General features: G+C 42.2%; 19 protein-coding genes. 16 read left to right on the forward strand and 3 right to left on the reverse strand.

What is annotated here, in order from left to right; translation table 11 throughout:
* Nucleotides 1-114 precede the first annotated feature (114 nt).
* Both RL70_RS09870 and RL70_RS09875 read right to left on the reverse strand, forming a co-directional pair.
* A complete protein-coding gene (locus RL70_RS09870; protein ID WP_039043247.1) occupies nt 115-1,389 on the reverse strand; it encodes an MFS transporter in 1,275 nt (424 codons plus the stop codon).
* Nucleotides 1,390-1,689: 300 nt separating this feature from the next.
* Complete coding sequence (locus RL70_RS09875) at nt 1,690-2,640, reverse strand: MJ1477/TM1410 family putative glycoside hydrolase (protein ID WP_052245895.1); 951 nt, start codon at nt 2,638-2,640, stop codon at nt 1,690-1,692.
* Nucleotides 2,641-2,851: 211 nt separating this feature from the next.
* Between RL70_RS09875 and RL70_RS09880 the strand changes: the two genes are divergently transcribed.
* The 14 genes from RL70_RS09880 to RL70_RS09945 all read left to right on the forward strand — a co-directional run bounded on the left by RL70_RS09880 (nt 2,852) and on the right by RL70_RS09945 (nt 18,188).
* Complete coding sequence (locus tag RL70_RS09880) at nt 2,852-3,676, forward strand: M55 family metallopeptidase (RefSeq protein ID WP_039043248.1); 825 nt, start codon at nt 2,852-2,854, stop codon at nt 3,674-3,676.
* Nucleotides 3,677-3,688: 12 nt separating this feature from the next.
* Nucleotides 3,689-4,624, forward strand: a complete 936-nt coding sequence (locus RL70_RS09885; protein ID WP_125101015.1) for an ABC transporter permease — start codon at nt 3,689-3,691, stop codon at nt 4,622-4,624.
* Nucleotides 4,624-5,562 carry an ABC transporter permease gene (locus RL70_RS09890; RefSeq protein WP_039043249.1) on the forward strand — a complete coding sequence of 313 codons (939 nt, stop codon included), beginning with the start codon at nt 4,624-4,626 and terminating at the stop codon, nt 5,560-5,562. Before RL70_RS09885 ends, RL70_RS09890 begins: the two co-directional genes overlap by 1 nt.
* Nucleotides 5,563-5,696: 134 nt before the next feature.
* Entirely contained in the window at nt 5,697-6,677 is a 981-nt protein-coding gene (locus RL70_RS09895) for an ABC transporter ATP-binding protein (RefSeq protein ID WP_039043268.1), read from the forward strand.
* Between the two features lie 123 nt (nt 6,678-6,800).
* On the forward strand, nt 6,801-8,444 hold the full coding sequence (locus RL70_RS09900) for an ABC transporter substrate-binding protein (RefSeq protein ID WP_039043250.1): 1,644 nt from the start codon (nt 6,801-6,803) through the stop codon (nt 8,442-8,444).
* A gap of 76 nt (nt 8,445-8,520) precedes the next feature.
* Nucleotides 8,521-9,642, forward strand: a complete 1,122-nt coding sequence (locus RL70_RS09905; protein ID WP_039043251.1) for a mandelate racemase/muconate lactonizing enzyme family protein — start codon at nt 8,521-8,523, stop codon at nt 9,640-9,642.
* On the forward strand, nt 9,642-10,658 hold the full coding sequence (locus tag RL70_RS09910; RefSeq protein ID WP_039043252.1) for an ABC transporter ATP-binding protein: 1,017 nt from the start codon (nt 9,642-9,644) through the stop codon (nt 10,656-10,658). The genes RL70_RS09905 and RL70_RS09910 overlap by 1 nt, the downstream gene beginning before the upstream one ends.
* 14 nt (nt 10,659-10,672) lie before the next feature.
* On the forward strand, nt 10,673-11,284 hold the full coding sequence (gene pcp, locus RL70_RS09915) for a pyroglutamyl-peptidase I (protein WP_039043253.1): 612 nt from the start codon (nt 10,673-10,675) through the stop codon (nt 11,282-11,284).
* A gap of 419 nt (nt 11,285-11,703) precedes the next feature.
* Complete coding sequence (locus RL70_RS09920; protein ID WP_039043254.1) at nt 11,704-12,723, forward strand: ABC transporter ATP-binding protein; 1,020 nt, start codon at nt 11,704-11,706, stop codon at nt 12,721-12,723.
* Nucleotides 12,710-13,648 (forward strand): ABC transporter ATP-binding protein, encoded by a 939-nt coding sequence (locus tag RL70_RS09925; RefSeq protein WP_039043255.1) that lies wholly within the window; start codon nt 12,710-12,712, stop codon nt 13,646-13,648. Before RL70_RS09920 ends, RL70_RS09925 begins: the two co-directional genes overlap by 14 nt.
* Nucleotides 13,649-13,651: 3 nt before the next feature.
* On the forward strand, nt 13,652-14,620 hold the full coding sequence (opp4B, locus tag RL70_RS09930) for an oligopeptide ABC transporter permease (RefSeq protein ID WP_039043256.1): 969 nt from the start codon (nt 13,652-13,654) through the stop codon (nt 14,618-14,620).
* A 26-nt stretch (nt 14,621-14,646) separates the two neighbouring features.
* On the forward strand, nt 14,647-15,552 hold the full coding sequence (locus RL70_RS09935; protein WP_039043257.1) for an ABC transporter permease: 906 nt from the start codon (nt 14,647-14,649) through the stop codon (nt 15,550-15,552).
* Nucleotides 15,553-15,573: 21 nt separating this feature from the next.
* Nucleotides 15,574-17,385 (forward strand): oligopeptide ABC transporter substrate-binding protein, encoded by a 1,812-nt coding sequence (opp4A, locus tag RL70_RS09940; protein ID WP_039043258.1) that lies wholly within the window; start codon nt 15,574-15,576, stop codon nt 17,383-17,385.
* Between the two features lie 98 nt (nt 17,386-17,483).
* Nucleotides 17,484-18,188: a CBS domain-containing protein gene (locus RL70_RS09945; protein WP_039043259.1), complete on the forward strand. Its 705-nt coding sequence runs from the start codon at nt 17,484-17,486 to the stop codon at nt 18,186-18,188.
* A 201-nt stretch (nt 18,189-18,389) separates the two neighbouring features.
* On the opposite strand, the gene RL70_RS09950 is transcribed toward RL70_RS09945, so the two are convergent.
* Nucleotides 18,390-19,721 carry a TrkH family potassium uptake protein gene (locus RL70_RS09950; protein WP_039043260.1) on the reverse strand — a complete coding sequence of 444 codons (1,332 nt, stop codon included), beginning with the start codon at nt 19,719-19,721 and terminating at the stop codon, nt 18,390-18,392.
* Nucleotides 19,722-19,866: 145 nt separating this feature from the next.
* On the opposite strand from RL70_RS09950, the gene RL70_RS09955 reads away from it, so the two are divergent.
* Nucleotides 19,867-20,616 carry an ATP-binding cassette domain-containing protein gene (locus RL70_RS09955; protein WP_052245896.1) on the forward strand — a complete coding sequence of 250 codons (750 nt, stop codon included), beginning with the start codon at nt 19,867-19,869 and terminating at the stop codon, nt 20,614-20,616.
* On the forward strand, nt 20,613-21,371 hold the full coding sequence (gene fetB, locus RL70_RS09960; protein ID WP_039043261.1) for an iron export ABC transporter permease subunit FetB: 759 nt from the start codon (nt 20,613-20,615) through the stop codon (nt 21,369-21,371). Before RL70_RS09955 ends, fetB begins: the two co-directional genes overlap by 4 nt.
* Nucleotides 21,372-21,651: the final 280 nt, after the last annotated feature.

Below are 21,651 nucleotides of genomic sequence, written 5' to 3' on the forward strand. Positions count from 1 at the left end.
TTCCATGTGAAACAATTTGTGACATTATTCGACAATTGGACTTTGTGGAAAACAAAAAAGCTGATACAACACTAGAAAAACTAGTATTGTATCAGCTTTTATTATGTTAAGGAATTACTTCCAATGACCTTCTTGTAAAAGTTTCTTTTTACCAATGAACGCATACGCAACAAGAACAATGCTTATCAAAAGCAGTACAATCAAGATATAAAGAGCAATGTTATAACTCTTTGTAATATCAAAGATGTATCCGTAAGCAGGTAAAGCAACAATTCCTGCAATTGCAAGTCCTAAAGAAGCAGTTGAATAAATTTGGCTATATTCACGGCTACCGAACAGACTGCTTGTCAGTGCTGGAGCTAGTGTACCCACCGAGTTCGATACAGTGAATCCAAACAATGTAGTGGAAAGAATGATGAGCAATGAACTGTTCGTTCCATACAATAGACCGAAGACAGAAACAATTGCCAAGATCAATGCCAGATAGATTGTGTTACGAGAACCTATTTTATCAACCAGGAACCCAAGTACTAATGCCCCAAGTAACACACCAATTAAGTATCCTGCCATTGCATTTCCAGCGAAAATAGAGTCATAACCAGCTGGGAGAGAGACAATGTAAGATGGGATGTGGATAGCAAAACTTGCAATCGATACAATCAATAGGAAGAATAAGAATAATGAATAGAATGCAGCGGACTTTCTAGCAACCGCGAATGTTATACCTTTATCAGCTTCCGCGTCTACAACTGCAGCTCCCGATTCCGGTTCTTCATCAGCTCCGTAAGGCATAACTCCAACAGCTTGTGGAGACTTACGGATAAGGAATAGAATGGTAGGTACGACTATAATGATTGCTGCCAAACCTAATGAAATATAACCTGTACGCCATCCGGATTCTGCAATTGTACGACCAACAAGTGGTTGTGCGAGTGCTCCAAGAAGTCCTTGAGAAGCTCCAATTAGTCCGAGGGCCATACCGTTTTTCTTTTTAAACCACTGGTTTACAATAACAGGTCCTGCGATAACTGTATTGAAAACACCACCAACTGCCAATGGAATAGAGAAGATATACCAACCCCATACCGAGTTACTGAAGCCGAAAGCAACAAATGCGCCAGCTTGTAAGATCATAGCAGCAATTAGTACAGCACGAGTATCATATTTTGCTAGGATTTTACCACCGATTGGGAGGAAAATCATTGTCACAATTGAAGCGATACTAAAGTAAATCGTCAAGTTACCTGTAGAAATACCTAAATCTGATGTAGCTTCTGGGATAAATAGGCCTGCAGAGTTATTGAGTGCACCTTTTCCGACACCGACAATAATACAAAGTGCTACGAGTGTCCACCAAGCGTAGTGGATTTTCTTCTTGGACTTAGCCATTATTCCACACTTCTTTTCTTGTTATATTTTTTGCAATCAATATCTGGAGGGTCTCTGTTATGACGATTTATGAAGATCTATAGAATCTCTTCGATTTAAAAGAACCACCTGTACGAAGGAGGTTTCTATGAAGAGCGGTTGTGTGGATAAACGCTAGCAGAGTCCTTAGAGAAAATCAATTACCAATCGAGCATACTTAATCGACAGTTATGTGTCAATAGTAATTATTTAAGATTAAACCTTCTGATTTGATTGTACAATTGTTTGACTTTAAAAAGGTTGTTACATAGCTCTTCATATCTAGTCAAATGATTTTATGGAAGAAAGTGACCGATCCGGATCAGCAGCCAAGCAGTAAAATTTTTCGTTCCTGCATAGCCGGTAATAGCGATTGATTGCATAGCCGCCTTTAACATAGTCTACTGAAAATACAGGCTTATTTGCCTTGGAAAACTGTGAAAGCCACTTAAGACGTTCCTCGATTTCTTCTGAATTGTTCTTTTTACTCCCATTGAACCAAATGTCTTCTACCCCTATTCCGTCTACTGATTTTAGATAGGAGCCATTGTCAAACTGCAATAATTCCTCACCATTTTGAGGGATGATAAAAAAATCGGGATCCCTTTCTTTTGCAACGGCAGACAGAGTTCGGACGAAAGAAATCATTCGTTCAGCTGCGTCTTTTTTGGACGTGGGATCGGATGGAAAGGATTGCTCACCATTTTCTTTATACGTATTTGAATCTCCCCAATAAAGGTATGCATCAATAATGTCTAAGTACACCCCTTTAAATCCTGCGTCTTGAATCTTTTTCATTTCCTCCAACATATATTGTTGCCATTCTGAATCCCAATAACGAACTTTTACACTTTCCGGCCAATCAGGATTAGCGACGTTACCCACCCATTCAGGAGCTGAATCGGTGATGGTCAACACTCCTTTTTGTTGGGAACCCCACTCTGGTTTCCAATAAGGGAGGTAACTGCTTGCCTCACCGATACTCAAATATGAAATGGGGCGTATTCCCTTTTCTCTAAGAGTCGCAATGTCCTTCTTGCTATATCTCTCGCTCCCATCTTTTGTTGCGTCAATCACTGCATATTTAACAGGAAGCAGGGAAATTTTCTCAATGGAGGCATTTTGAAGTTGATAAACCCATGTAGGTTGTCCTTCATCCAGCCGGAAATATGCAGCGAACAGAAGCAAACTTGTAAGTGCGAGTGTGCCCCCGACTAACAACCATTTGTTCACGTAATACCAACTCCTTCGTAGCGTGTATCTAGTATACTATTAGATTTTCGAATTCTCACTGTTGGCACAATAGTGTTGCTAAAACATTAAAAACTAGTAAACATAATTTCATTATACTAAATTATCTTGTTATTTTGAAAATATTTTGTTATTGTTAATTGACAATAAAATCAGACAGATTCTATTTTCTGTTGGATGTTTGGAGGACCGTATGAAATTATTTGTTTCCGTGGATATGGAAGGCATAACTGGGTTACCGGATGAGACGTTTGTAGATTCACATCGTCATAATTATGAACGTGCTAGACGTATTATGACAGAAGAAGCGAATGCGATTGCGTCATCAGCATTTGAAAAAGGTGTACAAGAAGTGCTTGTGAATGATAGTCATTCAAAGATGAATAACTTGCTAGTTGAAGAGATGCATCCGGATGTGGAGTTAATAACCGGTGAAGTGAAACCGCTTTCAATGGTTCAGTCGTTGGATGAAACTTATACAGGTGTTGTGTTCGCAGGTTATCATGCCCGGGCAGGACAACCTGGAGTCATGAGCCATACGATGATTTTTGGTGTTCGAAATATTTTTATCAATGACGTTGTAGTTGGAGAACTCGGGTTTAATGCTTATGTTGCAGGTCATTTCGGCGTTCCAGTCCTAATGGTAGCCGGTGATGATGGAGCATGCAAGGAGGCAGAAGAACTCATTCCAGGTGTCGTAACAGCTGCAGTGAAAAAGTCCATTTCCCGTTCATCTGTAAGGACGTTACATCCCAAAAAAGCACAAGTGTTGCTGAAAGAGAAAATGGCAGAAGCGCTTGAAAAACGTGGTGAAATTAAACCGCTGAAAGCGCCTGATAACCCCGTCATGCGTATCGAATTTACGAATTATGGAGAAGCGGAGTGGGCTGCAATGATGCCAGGATGTGTGATAGAAGAAGGAACTACAATTGTTCGCTATGAAGCAAAAGATATTGTTGAAGCCTATCGTGCGATGCTCGTTATGACAGAGCTCGCGATGCAAACGAAGTTTTGTTAAGGAGGAAACAGAGTGCCGCTATACATATTGAAGCGTTTCATCATGATGATTATCACCGTTCTAATTATTGCCACGCTTACATTTGTACTCATGCGGGCGATCCCAGGTTCACCGTTTGACGAAGAGCGCACGTCCAATCCGACCATCCAAGCGAACTTGGAGAAGTTTTATAAGTTGGATCAACCAATGCCAATTCAATACTTGAATTACTTGAAATCTATTGTAACGTTCGATTATGGTCCGTCTATAAAAAAACCGAATGAATCCGTGAATACGCTACTAGCACGAGGGTTCCCAATCTCCTTTGAACTGGGAATGGCGACAATTATCGTCGCGGTTATCTCAGGGATTATTCTAGGTACGTTTGCTGCACTTCGTCATAATGGAATTATTGATTATATGGCCATGACCTTCGCAGTTGTGGGGATATCAATCCCAAACTTTGTTCTTGCGACACTTCTGATTCAGCAAGTCGCGGTGAACTGGCATCTACTACCACCAGCGACGTGGAGCAGTCCGAAGCATATGATTTTACCGGTTATTGCACTAGCTACAGGCCCAACTGCCATAATTGCACGTCTTACTCGTGCCAGTATGTTGGAAGTGTTGACGCAAGATTACATTAAAATGGCGCGTGCAAAAGGCTTAAGCCCTTTCCGAATTGTAGCGAGGCACGCCTTACGAAATGCGCTCATGCCGGTTGTTACTATCATGGGGACAATGCTTGCAGGGATTTTGACGGGGACATTTGTTATCGAAAAGATTTTTGCAATCCCTGGAATGGGGAAGTACTTCGTCGAGAGCATTAACAATCGTGACTATCCCGTCATTATGGGATCTACTGTATTCTACAGTGCATTCCTAGTATTCATGCTGTTTTTAGTAGATATCGTATACGGATTCTTGGATCCTCGCATTAAGCTTCACAAAAAGGAAGGTGAAGTGTAATGGTTACCAAAGACCCGAGAGTCTCAATTCCAGATGATTGGTTCCGGAAAAAAGGAGAAGACCGCAAGCAGGCAGAAGCTGTCGTTCGTCCTTCGCTCTCTTATTGGAAAGATGCTTGGAGACGATTACGAAAGAATAAGCTAGCAATGGGTGGATTAGTGTTCCTAGTTATCCTCACGCTACTTGCAATATTTGGTCCAGTATTTTCTCCGTATGAAGTAACTGCAACGGATTTACGAAACCAAAACATGGCTCCGAGTGCGGCCCATTGGTTTGGAACTGATGAAATGGGGAGAGATGTCTTCACAAGAACGTGGTATGGTGCTCGAATTTCGTTATTCGTAGGTGTGATGGCTGCACTCATTGACTTTTTCATTGGCATTATTTACGGAGGTGTTAGTGGATACAAGGGTGGCCGCACGGATTCCATTATGATGCGGATTATTGAAATTCTTTACGGACTCCCTCATTTACTCGTAGTCATTTTGTTAATGGTTGTGATGGGCCCGAGTCTAACAACAATCATTGTAGCACTGACGATTACAGGCTGGGTTGGAATGGCCAGAATCGTTCGCGGGCAAGTCCTGCAAATAAAAAACTTTGAATTCGTGACCGCATCGAAGTCATTTGGTGCGCGAACACCGCGTATTATCCGTAAAAACCTGCTTCCGAACACAATGGGCCCAATCATTGTTCAAATGACACTCACTGTACCGAGTGCGATATTTGCGGAAGCCTTTCTAAGTTTTCTCGGCCTTGGCATTCAAGCGCCGTATGCAAGTTGGGGTGTAATGGCGAATGATGCCCTCCCAGTAATTCTATCTGGTGACTGGTGGCGCTTATTCTTCCCAGCATTCTTCATCTCCATTACGATGTTTGCCTTTAACGTACTAGGCGATGGTATGCAGGATGCGCTCGATCCGAAATTGAGGGGGTAATGGATGTGATAGGACAACAGTTGGCAAATGCGTCCAGCTTGGAAAATGCCCCTGCTATAAAGGAGCATCAACCTGGTTCAGGCATCGCCACAGAAGAGAATAGAAAGCAGAAGAAAACAATTTCACAAGAAATAATGCTCTCCGTACGAGACTTGGAAGTTTCTTTTAAGACGTTTGGCGGCGAAGTGCAAGCAATCCGAGGTGTTTCGTTCGACCTGTACAAAGGGGAGACTCTTGCAGTCGTTGGAGAATCAGGCTGCGGGAAAAGCGTGACAGCAAATACGATTATGGGGCTTATTCCACAACCACCTGGCAGGATTCGGAATGGGGAGGTTCTTTTCAAAAATCGAGACTTGACCAAACTGAACAAGAAAGCGCTGCGGGAAATCCAAGGCGTAGATATCTCGATGATCTTCCAAGATCCGATGACAGCGCTGAATCCGACATTGAAAATCGGAGAACAATTAATGGAAGGATTACGAACACATCATAAGGTGTCACGTGGAGAAGCGAAAAGGAAAGCCGTTGAAATGCTAAACCTTGTAGGAATCTCGAATCCGGAAGAACGACTCAAACAATACCCTCACCAGTTCTCAGGGGGGATGCGTCAGCGGATCGTCATTGCAATCGCTTTGATCTGCGAACCTGAATTGCTCATCGCAGACGAACCGACTACTGCATTGGATGTTACGATCCAAGCGCAAATTCTAGAATTATTCGATGAAATCCAACGTAAAACTGGCGTAGGGATTATTCTAATCACTCACGACCTCGGTGTTGTCGCGAAAATTGCAGATCGCATCGCAGTCATGTATGCAGGGAAAATCATTGAAATCGGGAATAAGCGGGAGATCTTTTACGACCCGCAGCATCCATACACGCAAGGTCTACTGAACTCAGTACCTCGACTCGACTTGCAAGAAGAAGAGTTGAAGCCAATTGAAGGTACACCTCCGGACTTATTCGCACCACCCGAAGGTTGCCCCTTCGCTGCAAGATGTCCCTTCGCCATGGAAGTATGCGAACGTGTTTACCCAGCAACAACACAACTCACCACCCAGCACACCGTAGACTGCTGGCTCCAAGACCCAAGAGCCCAATCCGTAATTAATTAAAAGACTTTACTTTAAATGGTAGGTTCCGTATTTATCATTCTCTGTAGTGGGAATTAACGCTGTTTACTCTAACTTTATTTACTGGGCATCAAAGGATTCATTATAAAAAAGGGGGAAGTCACATTGAAGAAGTGGATCAAGTTTGTATTATTTACTGCACTACTCGTAGTACTCGCAGCCTGTACAGCAAACGAAGAAGCAGGCAAGAAGCCAGAAGCCGACACAGGAGGAAAAGACAGCAAGGACAACAAGCCTGCCGAAGAAAAAGTCCTCTACTTGAACAACGGCGAAGAACCTACTTCGTTTGACCCGTCCGTAGGCTTTAATGCAGTTTCTTGGAGTGCCCTTAACAACTTGATGGAAGGACTCACTCGTTTGTCAGAAGATCACTTGGCAGAAGAAGCTTCTGCAGAAAAGATCGATGTATCTGAAGATGGTTTGACATATACATTCACTATCCGCGATGGCGCAAAATGGTCAAATGGCGATCCACTCACAGCAAACGACTTCTTGTTCGCTTGGCAACATATGCTCGACCCTGAAACAGCATCTCCTGCAGCATTCCTTGCATACTTTATTGAAGGCGCAGAGGACTACAACAACGGTGAAGGAACTGTTGAAGACATTGGAATCGAAGCACCTGATGAGAAAACATTCGTCGTGAAGCTGACAGCTCCAAACGAAGCATTCTTGAACATCATCACGAACCCAAGCTTTTTCCCAATCAATGAAAAAGTAGCGACTGACAATCCGAAATGGTTTACAGAAGCAGATTCATTCGTTTCCAATGGTCCATTCAAATTAGCTTCATGGGATCATGACGTGAAATTCGTTTTTGAAAAGAACGAAAACTATTGGGATGCAGACAAAGTTAAGCTCGACAAAGTGAACTGGGAAATGGTGAGTGAGTCTACAACTGCTTACCAAATGTACCAGTCTGATGAGTTGGATAGTACGGATGTCCCGTCTGAAATTGCTGAAGACTTGAAAGATAATCCAGAGGTTAAATTAGAAGACCAAGCAGGATTGTACTTCTTCCGATTCAACACATCTATGGAGCCATTCACGAACAAGAAAATCCGTAAAGCGTTCGGTGGAGCGGTTAATCAGGAAGATATTGTAGAATTCGTCACTAAAAATGGAGAAAAGCCAGCACATGGTTTCGTTTCTTACGGATTCATCGGGCCGGATGGCAAAGAGTTCCGTGAGTCTGCAGGAGACCTAGTTTCGTTTAATCCTGAAGAAGCGAAGAAATTACTTGAAGAAGGCATGAAGGAAGAAGGATATACAGAATTACCTAAGGTAACATTAACGTATTCTACAAGTGATTCTCACCAAAAAATTGCGGTTGCATTGCAATCGATGTTTAAAGAAAACCTTGGTGTGGACATTGAGTTACAAAACGTAGAAGCTGGAGTATTCCTTGCAGATCAGAAAGAGTTCAAGTACCAGTTCTCTCGTTCATCTTTCTTGCATGACTATGCAGATCCTGTAAACGCTTTAGAAAGTTTCATTTCAGATTCATCGATGAACCGTACGACTTGGTCAAATACTGATTATGACAAGTTGATTGAAGCTATTAAAAATGAAACAGACGAAAACAAGCGTTGGACGTTGTTGCAACAGGCTGACACTGTGCTCATGGACGAAATGCCGGTAATTCCACTTTACTATTACAATCAGTCAACATTAGAAAAGCCTGGTGTTACAGGGATTCTCCGTCACCCAGTCGGCTATCTCGACCTGAAATACGCTGACAAAGAATAAGTAGGGGAGACTGTGTGCGCCGAGTGTTCGACGCACACAGTTTTGTTCGTTTTAGGCGAGAAAGGAGAACGTGTACATGAAGATTCACTCGATTGAACTTGCAACAGTTGCTGTTCCATTACGAAAACCATTTAAAACGGCATTGCGCACCGTTCATACTGCCTACTCAACTTATGTAAAGGTTACGACAGAAGATGGAAAAACCGGATGGGGAGAAGCTCCACCAACTCATGTGATTACAGGCGACTCCATGGCGAGCATTGCATATGCAATTGAAGAAGTCTTGGCTCCTAAACTGATTGGGATGGATATTCGTAACCGATCCGAACTTTTCGCGGTTCTACATAAAACAATTGTGAGAAACACTAGCGCTAAAGCGGCAGTCGATATGGCGATACATGATCTCCTTGGTCAACTTGCAAGACTCCCTCTTTATCAACTCCTAGGGGGGCACAGGAATAAGTTGGATTCGAACTTTACGGTAAGTGTTAATGATCCAAAAGAGATGGGAGACGACGCACACCAGTACGTAGAAGATGGATTCACTACATTGAAAGTGAAGGTCGGAACCGGTTCTTCAGAGCTCGATATTGAGCGTGTCAAAGCAATTCGGAATCGAGTGGGTCATACTGTCAAGATTCGCCTGGATGCTAACCAAGGTTGGCAGCCTAAAGAGGCGATCAGAACGATCGCCGCGATGGAAGATGCCGGTCTTGAGATTGAACTCGTCGAACAACCCGTCCATGCGGAGGATATAGATGGATTGCTTTTTGTGACTCAAAATACATTGACGCCTATCATGGCAGACGAAAGCGTTTTTTCACCAAAAGATGCGTTACGTGTCCTGCAATGTGGCGCAGCAGATTTGATCAACATCAAGTTGATGAAGTCAGGTGGAATCCATGAAGCATTGAAAATCAATGCACTCGCTGAAAGTTACGGAGTCCAATGTATGACTGGCAGCATGATTGAAACGAAACTGGGAATCACGGCAGCAGCTCACTTTGCTGCGAGTCAGTCGAATATTACGCGTTGTGATTTTGATGCACCCCTTATGCTAAATGGTGATCCTGTAATTGGAGGCGTTACCTATACAAAACAACTGGTTCATCTACCGAATGAGCCAGGGCTCGGTGTACAGATTGACTCAACTTGGCTATCACATCACAGAACGTCTGGAAACGAGGAGGAACAATGATGACAGATTCCCAATCAGTATTACTATCTGTAAAAGACTTGAAAAGACATTTTGATGTAGGTAAAGGTAAGACATTAAAAGCGGTAGATGGACTTAGTTTTGATATTTACAAAGGAGAGACGTTTGGTCTTGTAGGAGAGTCAGGTTGTGGAAAGTCGACAGCGGGACGTACAATTTTAGGGCTTTATAACAAAACAGACGGGGAGGTTGTATTTGAAGGGCAAAATGTCCACGATATGAACGACAAAGAACGTCAACAGTTTCTTAAAAAGATGCAAATGGTTTTCCAAGACCCCTATGCGTCTCTTAATCCACGCTCAACAGTTTATGAGATCATTGCAGAGCCAATGGAAATCCATAATATGTACAAGTCTAAAAAGGAATTGCGTGCACGCGTAAATGAGCTGCTGGAAGATGTAGGGTTAAATCGAGACCATGCCAACCGATATCCTCACGAATTTTCAGGCGGACAGCGACAGAGGATCGGTATTGCAAGAGCGCTCGCCCTCGACCCTGAATTTATCATTGCTGACGAACCCATTTCAGCATTGGACGTGTCAGTCCAGGCGCAAGTTGTCATGTTGTTTCAACGGTTGCAACGCGAAAAAGGGTTGACCTATCTATTCATTGCACATGATCTATCGATGGTGAAATACCTCTCAGATCGGATAGGCGTTATGTATTTAGGTCATTTAGTAGAGTTGACGACAAGCGATCAGCTCTATGGGAAGCCTTTGCATCCCTATACAGAAGCCTTACTATCAGCAATACCAATCCCAGACCCAGATATAGAGGAATCGAGAAAACGTATTTTATTGGAAGGGGAGTTACCGAGTCCGATTGACCCACCTTCGGGATGCGTGTTCAGAACTAGGTGTCCTTATGCGATGGATGTTTGTGCCACACATAAACCGCAGTGGTTAGAAAAAGATGAGGGACATTTTGTCGCGTGTCACTTACATGATGAGTCTTTAATGAAAGAAGTTAATGAACAGGCAAAGCAGTTGCAAGTGTAAAGGAGATTTTTAACTTGAAGAAATTACTACTTACAGGGTTTGAACCATTTCTCTCATTCCCAGTGAACCCAACAATGCAACTCGTTGAAAAATTGGATGGAACGGTTATTGGAGACTATAAGATTTGCGGGAAAATCTTATCTGTGAATTTTAATGCATCCGGTGAGGAGCTGCTCAATTATATTGAAAAAGAAACTCCGGATGCAGTTTTATCACTTGGGCTTGCCGGCGGACGTTATAAAATGACCCCTGAACGGGTTGCCCTCAATGTAAAAGATGGCGAACCTGACAACGAAGGGCATCAGCCGATGGATGAAACTATTGAATTAGAAGGACCGCCTGCTTATTTTTCAACTCTACCGATCCGCAAAATGGTGAACCGATTATCTGATGCAGGACTGCCAGCTGCACTATCTAATTCTGCAGGAACTTATTTGTGTAATAACGTAATGTATGCAGGACTTCATTGGGCGGCCCACCATAGACCGGATATGCCATCAGGCTTTTTGCATATTCCTGCTTCGTTTGAGTTGGCAATGCAACATGGTAAAATACCAGGTTGGTCGTTAGATGAGTTACTTAAAGGAGTCACAATTTGTATTCAAACCCTTTCTGATGAAAATTAACTCAATTTATTATAGTGAAGTGGATTTTCGTGTCGCGAAATGTCGTAAAACATCGAACGATTGAACTGAGTGGAATAAGATTGTTGGGGAGATGCTTCTAAAGTAATGGAGAATTTCTCAGTCTCGTGGGATCAACCAATAAGGAGGTTGCGAAAATCCAAACTAGCCAGGCAAAGGGATTTCTATCAGCAGTTAAAAAGATTTAAAAAAAGTTCATAAGGAATTATATTGTCTAAGTCCGCTTTGTTACAGAGTTCGTCATTGATTTGTCATAGTTGAAATAATCTATGTATTTGGTATTCTGAAAAAATAGTATTGCCAACATAAAAGTTGTGTAGTATAGTTGAAAAAGCTTATAAAGTCTGAAAATTAAATCAACCTTTTTTTGTACATATTACCAAGGGCAAGGAGGAACCACTTTGGCTGAGACAGTTTTGGAAATTGAGAATCTGCGAACATCATTTAACATTAAAGGGAACTATTACGCAGCTGTGGACGGTGTTTCACTATCGGTTCATAAAAATGAAGTCGTGGCGATTGTCGGTGAATCTGGATGTGGAAAGAGTGCCTTAGCACTCTCCATTATAGGTCTTCATAATGCGAAGACTACAAAACTAGAAGGTCAAGTGAACTTGAAAGGGCAGAATCTTCTAAACCTGCCAGTAGAAAAGTTGAACAAAATCCGTGGGAAAGACTTGGGCATGATCTTCCAAGATCCAATGACAGCTCTTAACCCACTCGCAACAATCGGCCGACAAATTGCAGAGCCGATGGATTACCATATGAAACTATCTAGTGCTGCAAAAAAGAAACGAGTGCTGGAGTTACTTGGACAGGTCGGTATAAAAGATGCCAACCGAATCTACAAACAATACCCACATGAACTTTCAGGTGGGATGAGACAACGCGTTGTGATTGCAATTGCACTAGCCTGTAATCCAGTGATGCTGATTGCAGACGAGCCTACAACTGCGTTGGATGTAACAATTCAAGCTCAAATTATGGATTTAATGAAAGAGCTCCAACGCATTACAGATTCTGGTATTATCCTCATCACACATGATCTGGGAGTAGTTGCAGAGATGGCAAATCGAGTAGCGGTAATGTATGCAGGTGAATTTGTAGAAATTGCAGACGTAAATACACTGTTTTCGAATCCGCTACATCCATATACCCGCTCACTCTTGAGCTCGATTCCTTCTAACATGACAGATAAAGAAGAACTACATGTTATTGAAGGTATTGTGCCATCGATTCAAAAACTAGATCGCGAAGGATGCCGATTTGCTCCACGAATCCCATGGATTTCTGAGGATGCACATGAAGACAAACCGACGCTCCATGAAGTGGAACCAGGTCACTTTGTACGCTGTACGTGTTACAAGGAATTCCACTTCCCGGAAGAACGAGTGGAGGATGAAAACTATGTCACTACTTAATGTAAATAATCTGCAAGTACACTTTCCGATAAGAGGTGGTTTCTTCCGCCGAGTGGTCGATCAAGTACGTGCAGTTGATGGGGTCAGTTTTGAACTGGAACCGGGCGAAACGTACGGACTTGTCGGGGAGTCTGGTTGTGGAAAGACAACAACAGGCCGTGCAATTATTGGACTAAACAAAGCAACCGGCGGTGAAGTTTTGTTTAATGGTGATAATCTCGCCAATATGAATGGACATGATCGTCGAAAGCATATCCGTGATATCCAAATGATTTTTCAAGACCCATACTCTTCATTGAATGGAAGAAAGAACGTCTTGAATATAATTGCTGAACCCCTGCGCAACTTTGAGCGGCTTTCTCCTAAAGAGGAGCTGACCCGCGTGCAAAACATGATTGAGCGCGTTGGTCTAAGTCCAGAATCTATCTATAAGTATCCACACCAATTTTCGGGAGGACAACGTCAGAGAATCGGAATCGCCAGGGCACTTATGCTTAACCCTAAATTGATCATTGCCGATGAACCAGTTTCTGCATTGGACGTTTCCGTACAGGCCCAGGTCTTGAACTTCATGCAAGAAATTCAAAAAGACTTTGGATTGACTTACTTATTCATATCCCACGATCTCGGGGTTATTAAACATATTTGTGACAGAATTGGAATTATGTATAAAGGCCGTTTTGTCGAAGAGGGCACTGCAGAAGATGTTTACACGAATCCTCAGCATCTTTATACAAAACGATTGATTGCTGCTATCCCAGAGATGGATCCTGCAAAACGTTTCGAGAAAATGGAATTACGTAATAAAATCAACACCGCTTACAGGACAGAGTATGATAGCTATTTCGATAAAGACGGTCGGATGTTCGACTTGAAACCGCTTACTCCTACACATTCAGTTGCTGTTCAGCAAGGGGGTATGTAAGCGATGGTTAAATTTATCTTTCGGCGATTGCTCGTCATGATTCCACAACTATTTCTGTTAAGTCTAATCATCTTCATCTTGGCAAAGCAAATGCCAGGAGATGCAGTAACAGGCGCATTTATGGGAAACCCTAACGTAACACCCGAACAAGTGGAAAAGATTCGTGAACAATATGGCTTGAATGATCCTTGGTATGTTCAGTATGGAGCTTGGGTAGGAAAAGCAGTTCAAGGTGATCTAGGCAGCTCCTATACTCATAAACAGCCTGTTACATCGCTTCTTGCAGGACGCGTGACCAATACAGTTACATTGTCACTATTCATTTTGATTGTCTCTTATATAATTGCAATCCCACTGGGCATCATAGCCGGTAGATGGACTGACTCCTGGTCTGATAAACTGATCGTCACCTATAACTACTTTGCATTCGCTACACCTTTGTTTGTTTTCTCTTTGCTTATGCTGTTCTTCTTCGGTTTTGTACTCGGTTGGTTCCCTACAGGAAACAGTGTCGATGTGAGGCTGGAAGTAGGAACATGGGATTTCTATCTCAGTAAATTAAAACACTTAGTGTTACCAGGGATGTCAGGAGCCCTGCTTGCAACAGCTGGTACTATCCAATATTTGAGAAACGATATTATTGATACAAAACTTAAAGACTTCGTGAAAACGGCGCGTGCCAAAGGAGTTCCAGAAGGAAAAGTATATACGCGCCACATATTACGTAATTCTATGCTTCCTATCGCCGCATTCCTGGGCTATGAAATTACAGGATTGATTAGCGGTTCGATATTTTTGGAAATGATATTTAGTTATCCAGGCCTTGGCCAGCTCTTCATTCAATCTATCACAGGACGTGACTTCACTGTCACAACAGCAATCGTTATGATTTCAGGTACTGCTGTTATTGTCGGTACGATGCTCTCAGACATCATTCTGAGTGCCATAGACCCACGTATCCGGATTGAATAGGAAAAGCGAATGAGGAGGAATACTAAATGGTAACAATTGATGATAAAAAACTAATTGCCAAAGAAAAAGCGAACAATCCATCTCTTGCAAAAACGATATGGCGAGAAATCAGACATGACAAAATGGCGTTGATTTCCCTAGTTCTGCTGATTGGCATATTGATAACTGCTTATAGTTCACCGCTGTTTATTGATCAGGAACAACTTCAACGGGTAAATTTCCTTGAAACGTGGGAGGCGCCTTCCGAAGCCCACTGGCTGGGTACGGATGACGGAGGACGGGATGTTTTCGGGCAGTTGCTGCTCGGAACACGCAACTCATTTACAATCGGGCTCAGTGTGACGGTTATCGCGGGTCTCTTCGGTTTAACAATCGGTTTAATCGCGGGATTCTTCGGCGGTTGGATTGATAATGTCATTATGAGAATTATAGATTTTCTGATGGTTCTGCCAAGTACAATGTTCATTATTGTATTCATTGTTATCGTTCCGGATTATTCCATTTTGTCATTTGTTCTCATGATGAGTGCGTTTGCCTGGTTCCAAAAAGCCAGGCTGATCCGTTCTAAAGGACTTGCAGAACGTGAATTGGATTATATTAACGCATCCAAAACACTTGGCACACCAAGTTGGAAAATCATGTTTTTCGAAATGTTCCCGAACCTAAGTTCGCTTGTCATCGTTAATATGACTCTGACTCTTGCTGGGAACATCGGTCTTGAGACCGGCTTAACATTCTTAGGATTTGGACTTCCAGCAAGCACACCGTCCCTTGGGACACTGATTTCGTTTGCTACGAATCCAGACATTCTCCAAAACAAATCATGGGTTTGGTTACCCGCAGCATTACTAATTCTAGTAATGATGCTGTGTATAAATTACATCGGGCAAGCGGTGAAGCGCGCGTCGGATGCGAGACAAAGATTGGCTTAAAAAAAAGGGGAGGTAAGACAATTGAAGAAAAGAAGTTTTATGTTGCTGGCAAGTCTAATGCTCGTGCTCAGTGTGTTCTTGGCTGCTTGTAGTGGCGACGATAGTGCAGATGGCGGAAAAGGAACGGACAAAGGAAAAGGTAAGGGGACTACTGAAAAAGGTTCAGCTGAGAATGCAGCAGAAATCGATTTCCCTCTAGGTGTATCAAACGATTCTGAAGCAATTGAAGATGGGGAAATGACAATCGCAATGGTTGCAGATGAGCCATTCGAAGGGACATTGAACTATAACTTTTACTCTGGTACGTATGATGCCGAAATTCTTGGATATTTCGATGAAGCATTACTTGACACGGATGGTGACTACTTAATCACTAACGAAGGTGCTGCAACATTCGAACTATCTGAAGATAACAAAAAGTTGACTTTAAAAATCAAAGATGGCGTGAAATGGCATGATGGAGAGCCGGTTAAAACAAGCGACCTTCTTTACTCTTATGAGATTCTTGGACACCCGGATTATGCTGGTAACCGTTACGATTTCATGATTGAAAACGTAGTAGGTATGCCTGAGTATCATGAAGGTAAAACAAAAGAAATCTCTGGTATTAAAATTATCAACGATCAAGAGATGGAATTCACTTTCAATGTAGCTTCACCATCTATCCTTTCAGGATTCTGGTCTTATGCAACACCACGTCACCACGTTGGAGATCTTATGACTGGTGAAACAACAATTAAAGATCTTGAGTCTTCAGACAAAATTCGTGTAAATCCAATCGGTTTCGGACCTTACAAAATTGAAAAAATTGTACCAGGCGAGTCTGTACTTTACGCACGTAATGACGACTACTGGAGAGGCAAGCCAGCTCTTAAGTCAATTGTACAAAAAGTAGTTAGTTCATCAACAATTGTTGAGTCAGTAAAAAAAGGCGATATCGACCTTGCTAGTATCCCTGCAGATCAATACGAAACAGTTAAAGATGTTGACAACATTGAGTTATTAGCAAAAGTGGATCTTGCTTATACGTATATCGGTTTTAAACAAGGTAAATGGGATGCAACTAAGAAAGAAAACGTAACAGATCCAAATGCAAAAATGGCTAGTAAAGAACTTCGTCAAGCAATGTGGCATGCAATGGATAACAAGACGATCGGTGAAAAACTATACCACGGTCTTCGTTTCCCGGGAACTTCTTTAATCATCCCTGTGTTTGAAAGCTTCCACAACACAGAAATTGAAGGACGTCCATATGATCCTGAAAAAGCAAAAGAACTTCTTGAAGAAGCAGGATTCAAAGATACAGACGGAGATGGATTCCGTGAAGACCAAAAAGGTGAGAAATTGGTCATCAACTTCGCTTCTATGTCAGGCGGAGAAACAGCTGAGCCAATTGCAAAAGCTTATATGCAAAACTGGGCTGACATTGGGCTGAAAGTTGAACTAGTTGACGGTCGTCTACACGACTTCAACGCATTCTATGACATGGTAGAAAACGATGATCCGAAAATCGATATTTACCAAGGTGCTTGGGGAACTGGTTCTGATCCAGATCCATCTGGTCTATATGGCCGCACAGCTTCATTCAACTACACTCGCTACACTAGTGAAAAGAACGATGAGTTGTTGGAGAAAGGTACTTCGGAAGAGGCATTTGACCTAGAATATCGTAAAGATATTTATGATCAGTGGCAGGAGCTTATGTTTGAAGATGTACCAGTAGCTCCAACTGTATACCGTTATGCACTTAAATCAGCTAACAAACGCGTCGTTAACTACTCAATCGATCCTAGTTCAGACCTTGAGTTGTACCAGATGGGTGTTGCCGAATAAGTATTACACTAAGCTCTGCCTCCTTTAATGGGGGCAGAGCTTTTGTAATGTTACAGTTCTTTTAGGGTATACTTTTTGAAAGGAGTTGACCTGTAAGTATGGCTGTCAAAAATTCAGATAGGTTCATAATTGCCTACAATCGAATCGAAAAAGCGCTTGTGAAGAAGATAGAGGAGACTGGCTTCTTGCCGTTTTATCGATTAGTAGAAAAGGCAAAAATCAAAAATTCAGTAGTTCGTAATTATGAGGAAGATTTACGGGAGTTTGGTGATTTGCGGAATGCTATTGTCCATCATAGAACAGGTGTAGACTATGTTATTGCTGAACCCCACGACGATATTGTGGAACGCATTGAACTGATCGAACGGAAAGTGAGTAACCCGCTCAATGTAGGAGCTTTGTTCGGCTGTAAGGTTCATACGCTACAAGCATCAGACTCCCTGACTATGGCTCTTAGACTAATGCGCGATAACAAGTTCAGTCAAGTTCCCATTTATGAAGATGGGAACTTTAAAGGTCTCATTACAGCTGCTGGTATTACTTATTGGTTAGCAGGCCAATCGACAGAAGATTCTATTTCCCGGGAAATACCGACATTGTCTGACGTCTACAACTATGAAAAACGTAAAGAATCGTTTGAATTTGTCAGAAGAGATCTATCTGTGTACGAAGCGGAGGATTATTTCAAACGGGCAATCTCCAGAGGAACGCGTCTCGAAGCGCTTTTGATTACAGATACCGCTGCGCACAATGAAAAATTAATCGGGATTATTACGCCTTACGATTTATTGAAAATTGACTAGCTTTGAGAGGAATCTGCAAAACGTTTGCAAAGTAAAATATTAATTGACTGTAAACTCGGCGAAGCGCTCATAAGCCGTGAAAAGTGCTCATAATACTATAAAATTGCACCTCTACATTTCTTTGTAGAATCGAGGTTGACCACATACCAAAAAGATACCTCCATACATCTGCTTAAGCAGGCATATGGAGGTATCTTTTTGTCATCCTGTAATAACGCGATCGTATGAATACTTAAAAGTTTCCTTTTTAGGGCGAATCAGTAGGAAAAATAGTGTCAACGGTCCGATTCTTCCTAAAAACATCACGGCACAGAGAATCCATTCGCCTGCAGGGGTCAAGTCTCCCGTGATCCCAACGGACAGTCCTACTGTACCAAACGCCGACACCGTCTCAATTAACAATGGGAGGAATGGTAACGATTCCGTAACAGTTAACAAGAAAAACGCTGTGAATACGAGCATGGAACTAACCGCAGCAATTGCAAGAGAGCGAAAAATGATTTCTGATTTGATCGTTCTTTTGAATAGGTGAGGTTCGGTCATCCCTCTAAAATACGCAAGTGTCGCGACTACAATGACGATGAACGTCGTCAGTTTAATACCGGATGCCGTAGAAGCGCTCCCTCCACCGATGAACATTAACAACAATGTTAGCAAGAGAGAACTGTCCTCCATATCGCCGATAGGTACCATGTTGAAACCAGCAGTCCTTGGGGTGACTGCTTGAAAATAGGAGGTCAATGCTTTATCCCCGAAAGACATGTTGCCGATTGTTTTCGTATTGTGATACTCCAGAGCGAAAAATAAGAATGTAGCGATGAGATTGACGGTTAGCGTTCCAGCGAGCATCATTTTCGTATGAAGTGACCATTTCTTAGATGACCGTTTTGAAACTACTTCCATGACAACAGTAAACCCAAGGCCGCCGATGATGAAGAGTGAAGATAGTATAAGTGTGACGGGAAGGTCACCAGCAAACCCTACTAAGTTGTCAGGAAACAAGGAGAATCCCGCGTTATTAAAAGCGGAGACGACATGGAATAGACTGTAGTAAAGACCGTGTTTCCAGCCTAAGTCGGGAACCCATACGAGGGATAACAAAATAAAAGCAATCCCTTCAGTTATGAATACAAATCTCAAAATACTTCTCAGAAATTTGACGGTTCCTCCTATCGATTGTTGACTAAAGGACTCTTGGAGAAATATGCGGTTTTTCATGCCCACTTTTCGTCCGAGAATCATTAAAAGCGCAACCGCGAAAGCCATTAATCCAACCCCACCAATTTGGATGAGAGCAAGGAGCACGATTTCACCGAAAAGGGTAAGCGTAGTAGCGACGTCGAAGACACTTAGACCTGTTACGGTTGTTGCCGATGTCGCAGTAAATAGTGCGTTGGTCCAAGTTATCGGCGCAGTTGTAGCAAAGGGTAGCTTGAGCAAAGCAGTCCCAATGAGTATCGTAACCAAAAAACTACTTGCTATGAGAACCGGAGGAGTGACCCGCCTTTTCCTGAAAATGAAAGATTTGTGCATAGTAAGACCTCCTTAGAGAAATGGATATGGTATGGTTTGATTATTGATCGAAATGGTAAAATTACAATAGGTCATTGGATGGAACAAACCGGAAAATTAAAGTGTGGAAGAAAAATAAGTTCAATACGATAGGAGTTTGAATGATTTGAATCAAGGAACTAGTAATACCTCGACTCCATCATGCGCGCTTGTGCTAGATCGTGTGAGCTATGGTGTGAATCATACCGATATTATTAAAAAAGTGAGTGGCCAGTTTCCAACGGGGAAAATTACCGCATTGATCGGACCTTCTGGAGCCGGGAAAACGACATTGTTAAAGTTATGCAATGGTCTCATCAGTCCAAATGAAGGTGAAATTTACATAGATGGTAAGCGGATTGAAGAGCAATCCCCAATGTCAGTCAGGAGACATGTTGGAATTGTGCTCCAAAGTTCTCCAATGGTACAAGGCACGGTCCTGGATAATTTAGCACTTCCATTACAGCTACGTGGTAAAACTTTATCCGATGAACAAGCAATTGCCACCATGGAACGTGTTGGACTTCCTTCGTCTCTTCTCACAAGAGATGCTCGTGGGCTCTCAGGGGGGCAAAAGCAAAAAGTCTCCATCGCCCGTACGTTATTAAATCAATCAAAGATCTTGTTGTTAGATGAAATCACAGCATCTCTTGATCCTTCTTCCCTTCAAGAGATTGAAGACTTGATTGTGAAATTGAATGAGATGGAAAAGATTTCAATCGTTTGGATTACTCATAATTTGGAACAGGCCAAGCGGATAGGGGAGTACTTCTGGGTGATGGTTGATGGCGAGCTGCGTGAAGTAGGTACTAAAGAAGATATTATTGCATCAGAAGACGAAGATGTGAAGCAGTTTGTGAGAGGGGTGTTGTCATGAGTTGGATGACATTAAGTTTAACGTTGATATTTGTTTTCATCCCTTTATTGCTATCAAAAACGCTGAATCTGGGCTTGGAACGAGATACGATTATTGCGACACTTCGTTCCACCGTGCAACTTATTGCGGTAGGGTTTGTGTTGAAATTCGTGTTCGATTCTGAACATCCAATGTTTATTATGTTAATGGTACTGCTGATGATTGTTGCCGCTGTACAAAATGCTCGGCACAAAGGAAAAGCCATTAAAGGGATCACGTGGAAGTTGTTTGTGACGTTTGTGGCGATCGAAGTATTGACGCAAACTGTATTGCTCGGATTACATATTGTTCCTGCGACCGCTCAATACATTATTTCATTAAGTGGTATGGTGATCGGGAATTCAATGGTTCTTGCGATTTTGTTTTTAAACCGTTTTACTGCTGAAGTGGAAGCGCATCGTGATGAAAGCGAACTGATTTTATCTCTCGGCGGAACTCCCAAGCAATCCATCAATCGGCAGTTACTGAAATCGATTCAGGCGAGCATGATTCCAACGATTGAAAGCCAGAAGACAATTGGACTTGTACAACTTCCAGGAATGATGAGTGGACAAATCATCGCAGGAGCGGATCCGGTCCAGGCGGTTCAATTTCAATTACTTGTTGTGTTTTTGTTACTTGCAACTGCAGCGATGACGAGTGTGTTGCTCGGATTTTTGTCCTATCGAAGTTTGTTTACGGAGAGGATGCAATTATTGAAAATTGACTTGGATTAAAAGTAGGCCAGTGATATACCTACCGTTTCAATTGCGGTTAAATATTGAGAGGGAATTAAATTTTGGATTGTAGGTCTTTATAGAGGAGATTTTGAGAAGGGATGTTTATAAAACAGAAAAGTGCTCATAACCCTGGGGAAATGATCATAAAACATGAAAAATGCTCATAACCCTGGGAAAGTGATCATAAAACATGAAAAGTGCTCATAACCCTGGGAAAGTGATTATAAAACATGAAAAGTGCTCATAACCCAGAGAAAGTGGTATTCCGTCAAGAAAG

It is taken from the genome of Sporosarcina sp. ZBG7A, assembly GCF_000813425.1.
In the GTDB taxonomy this organism is placed as follows: Bacteria; Bacillota; Bacilli; order Bacillales_A; family Planococcaceae; genus Sporosarcina.

What these genes read in the sequence shown, in the direction of transcription:
- RL70_RS09870 (WP_039043247.1), bottom strand. Translation starts at nt 1,389, where the DNA reads ATGGCTAAGTCCAAGAAGAAAATCCACTACGCTTGGTGGACACTCGTA.
- RL70_RS09880 (WP_039043248.1), top strand. Translation starts at nt 2,852, where the DNA reads ATGAAATTATTTGTTTCCGTGGATATGGAAGGCATAACTGGGTTACCG.
- RL70_RS09890 (WP_039043249.1), top strand. Translation starts at nt 4,624, where the DNA reads ATGGTTACCAAAGACCCGAGAGTCTCAATTCCAGATGATTGGTTCCGG.
- RL70_RS09895 (WP_039043268.1), top strand. Translation starts at nt 5,697, where the DNA reads ATGCTCTCCGTACGAGACTTGGAAGTTTCTTTTAAGACGTTTGGCGGC.
- RL70_RS09905 (WP_039043251.1), top strand. Translation starts at nt 8,521, where the DNA reads ATGAAGATTCACTCGATTGAACTTGCAACAGTTGCTGTTCCATTACGA.
- RL70_RS09910 (WP_039043252.1), top strand. Translation starts at nt 9,642, where the DNA reads ATGACAGATTCCCAATCAGTATTACTATCTGTAAAAGACTTGAAAAGA.
- RL70_RS09925 (WP_039043255.1), top strand. Translation starts at nt 12,710, where the DNA reads ATGTCACTACTTAATGTAAATAATCTGCAAGTACACTTTCCGATAAGA.
- opp4B (WP_039043256.1), top strand. Translation starts at nt 13,652, where the DNA reads ATGGTTAAATTTATCTTTCGGCGATTGCTCGTCATGATTCCACAACTA.
- RL70_RS09935 (WP_039043257.1), top strand. Translation starts at nt 14,647, where the DNA reads ATGGTAACAATTGATGATAAAAAACTAATTGCCAAAGAAAAAGCGAAC.
- RL70_RS09945 (WP_039043259.1), top strand. Translation starts at nt 17,484, where the DNA reads ATGGCTGTCAAAAATTCAGATAGGTTCATAATTGCCTACAATCGAATC.
- RL70_RS09950 (WP_039043260.1), bottom strand. Translation starts at nt 19,721, where the DNA reads ATGCACAAATCTTTCATTTTCAGGAAAAGGCGGGTCACTCCTCCGGTT.
- fetB (WP_039043261.1), top strand. Translation starts at nt 20,613, where the DNA reads ATGAGTTGGATGACATTAAGTTTAACGTTGATATTTGTTTTCATCCCT.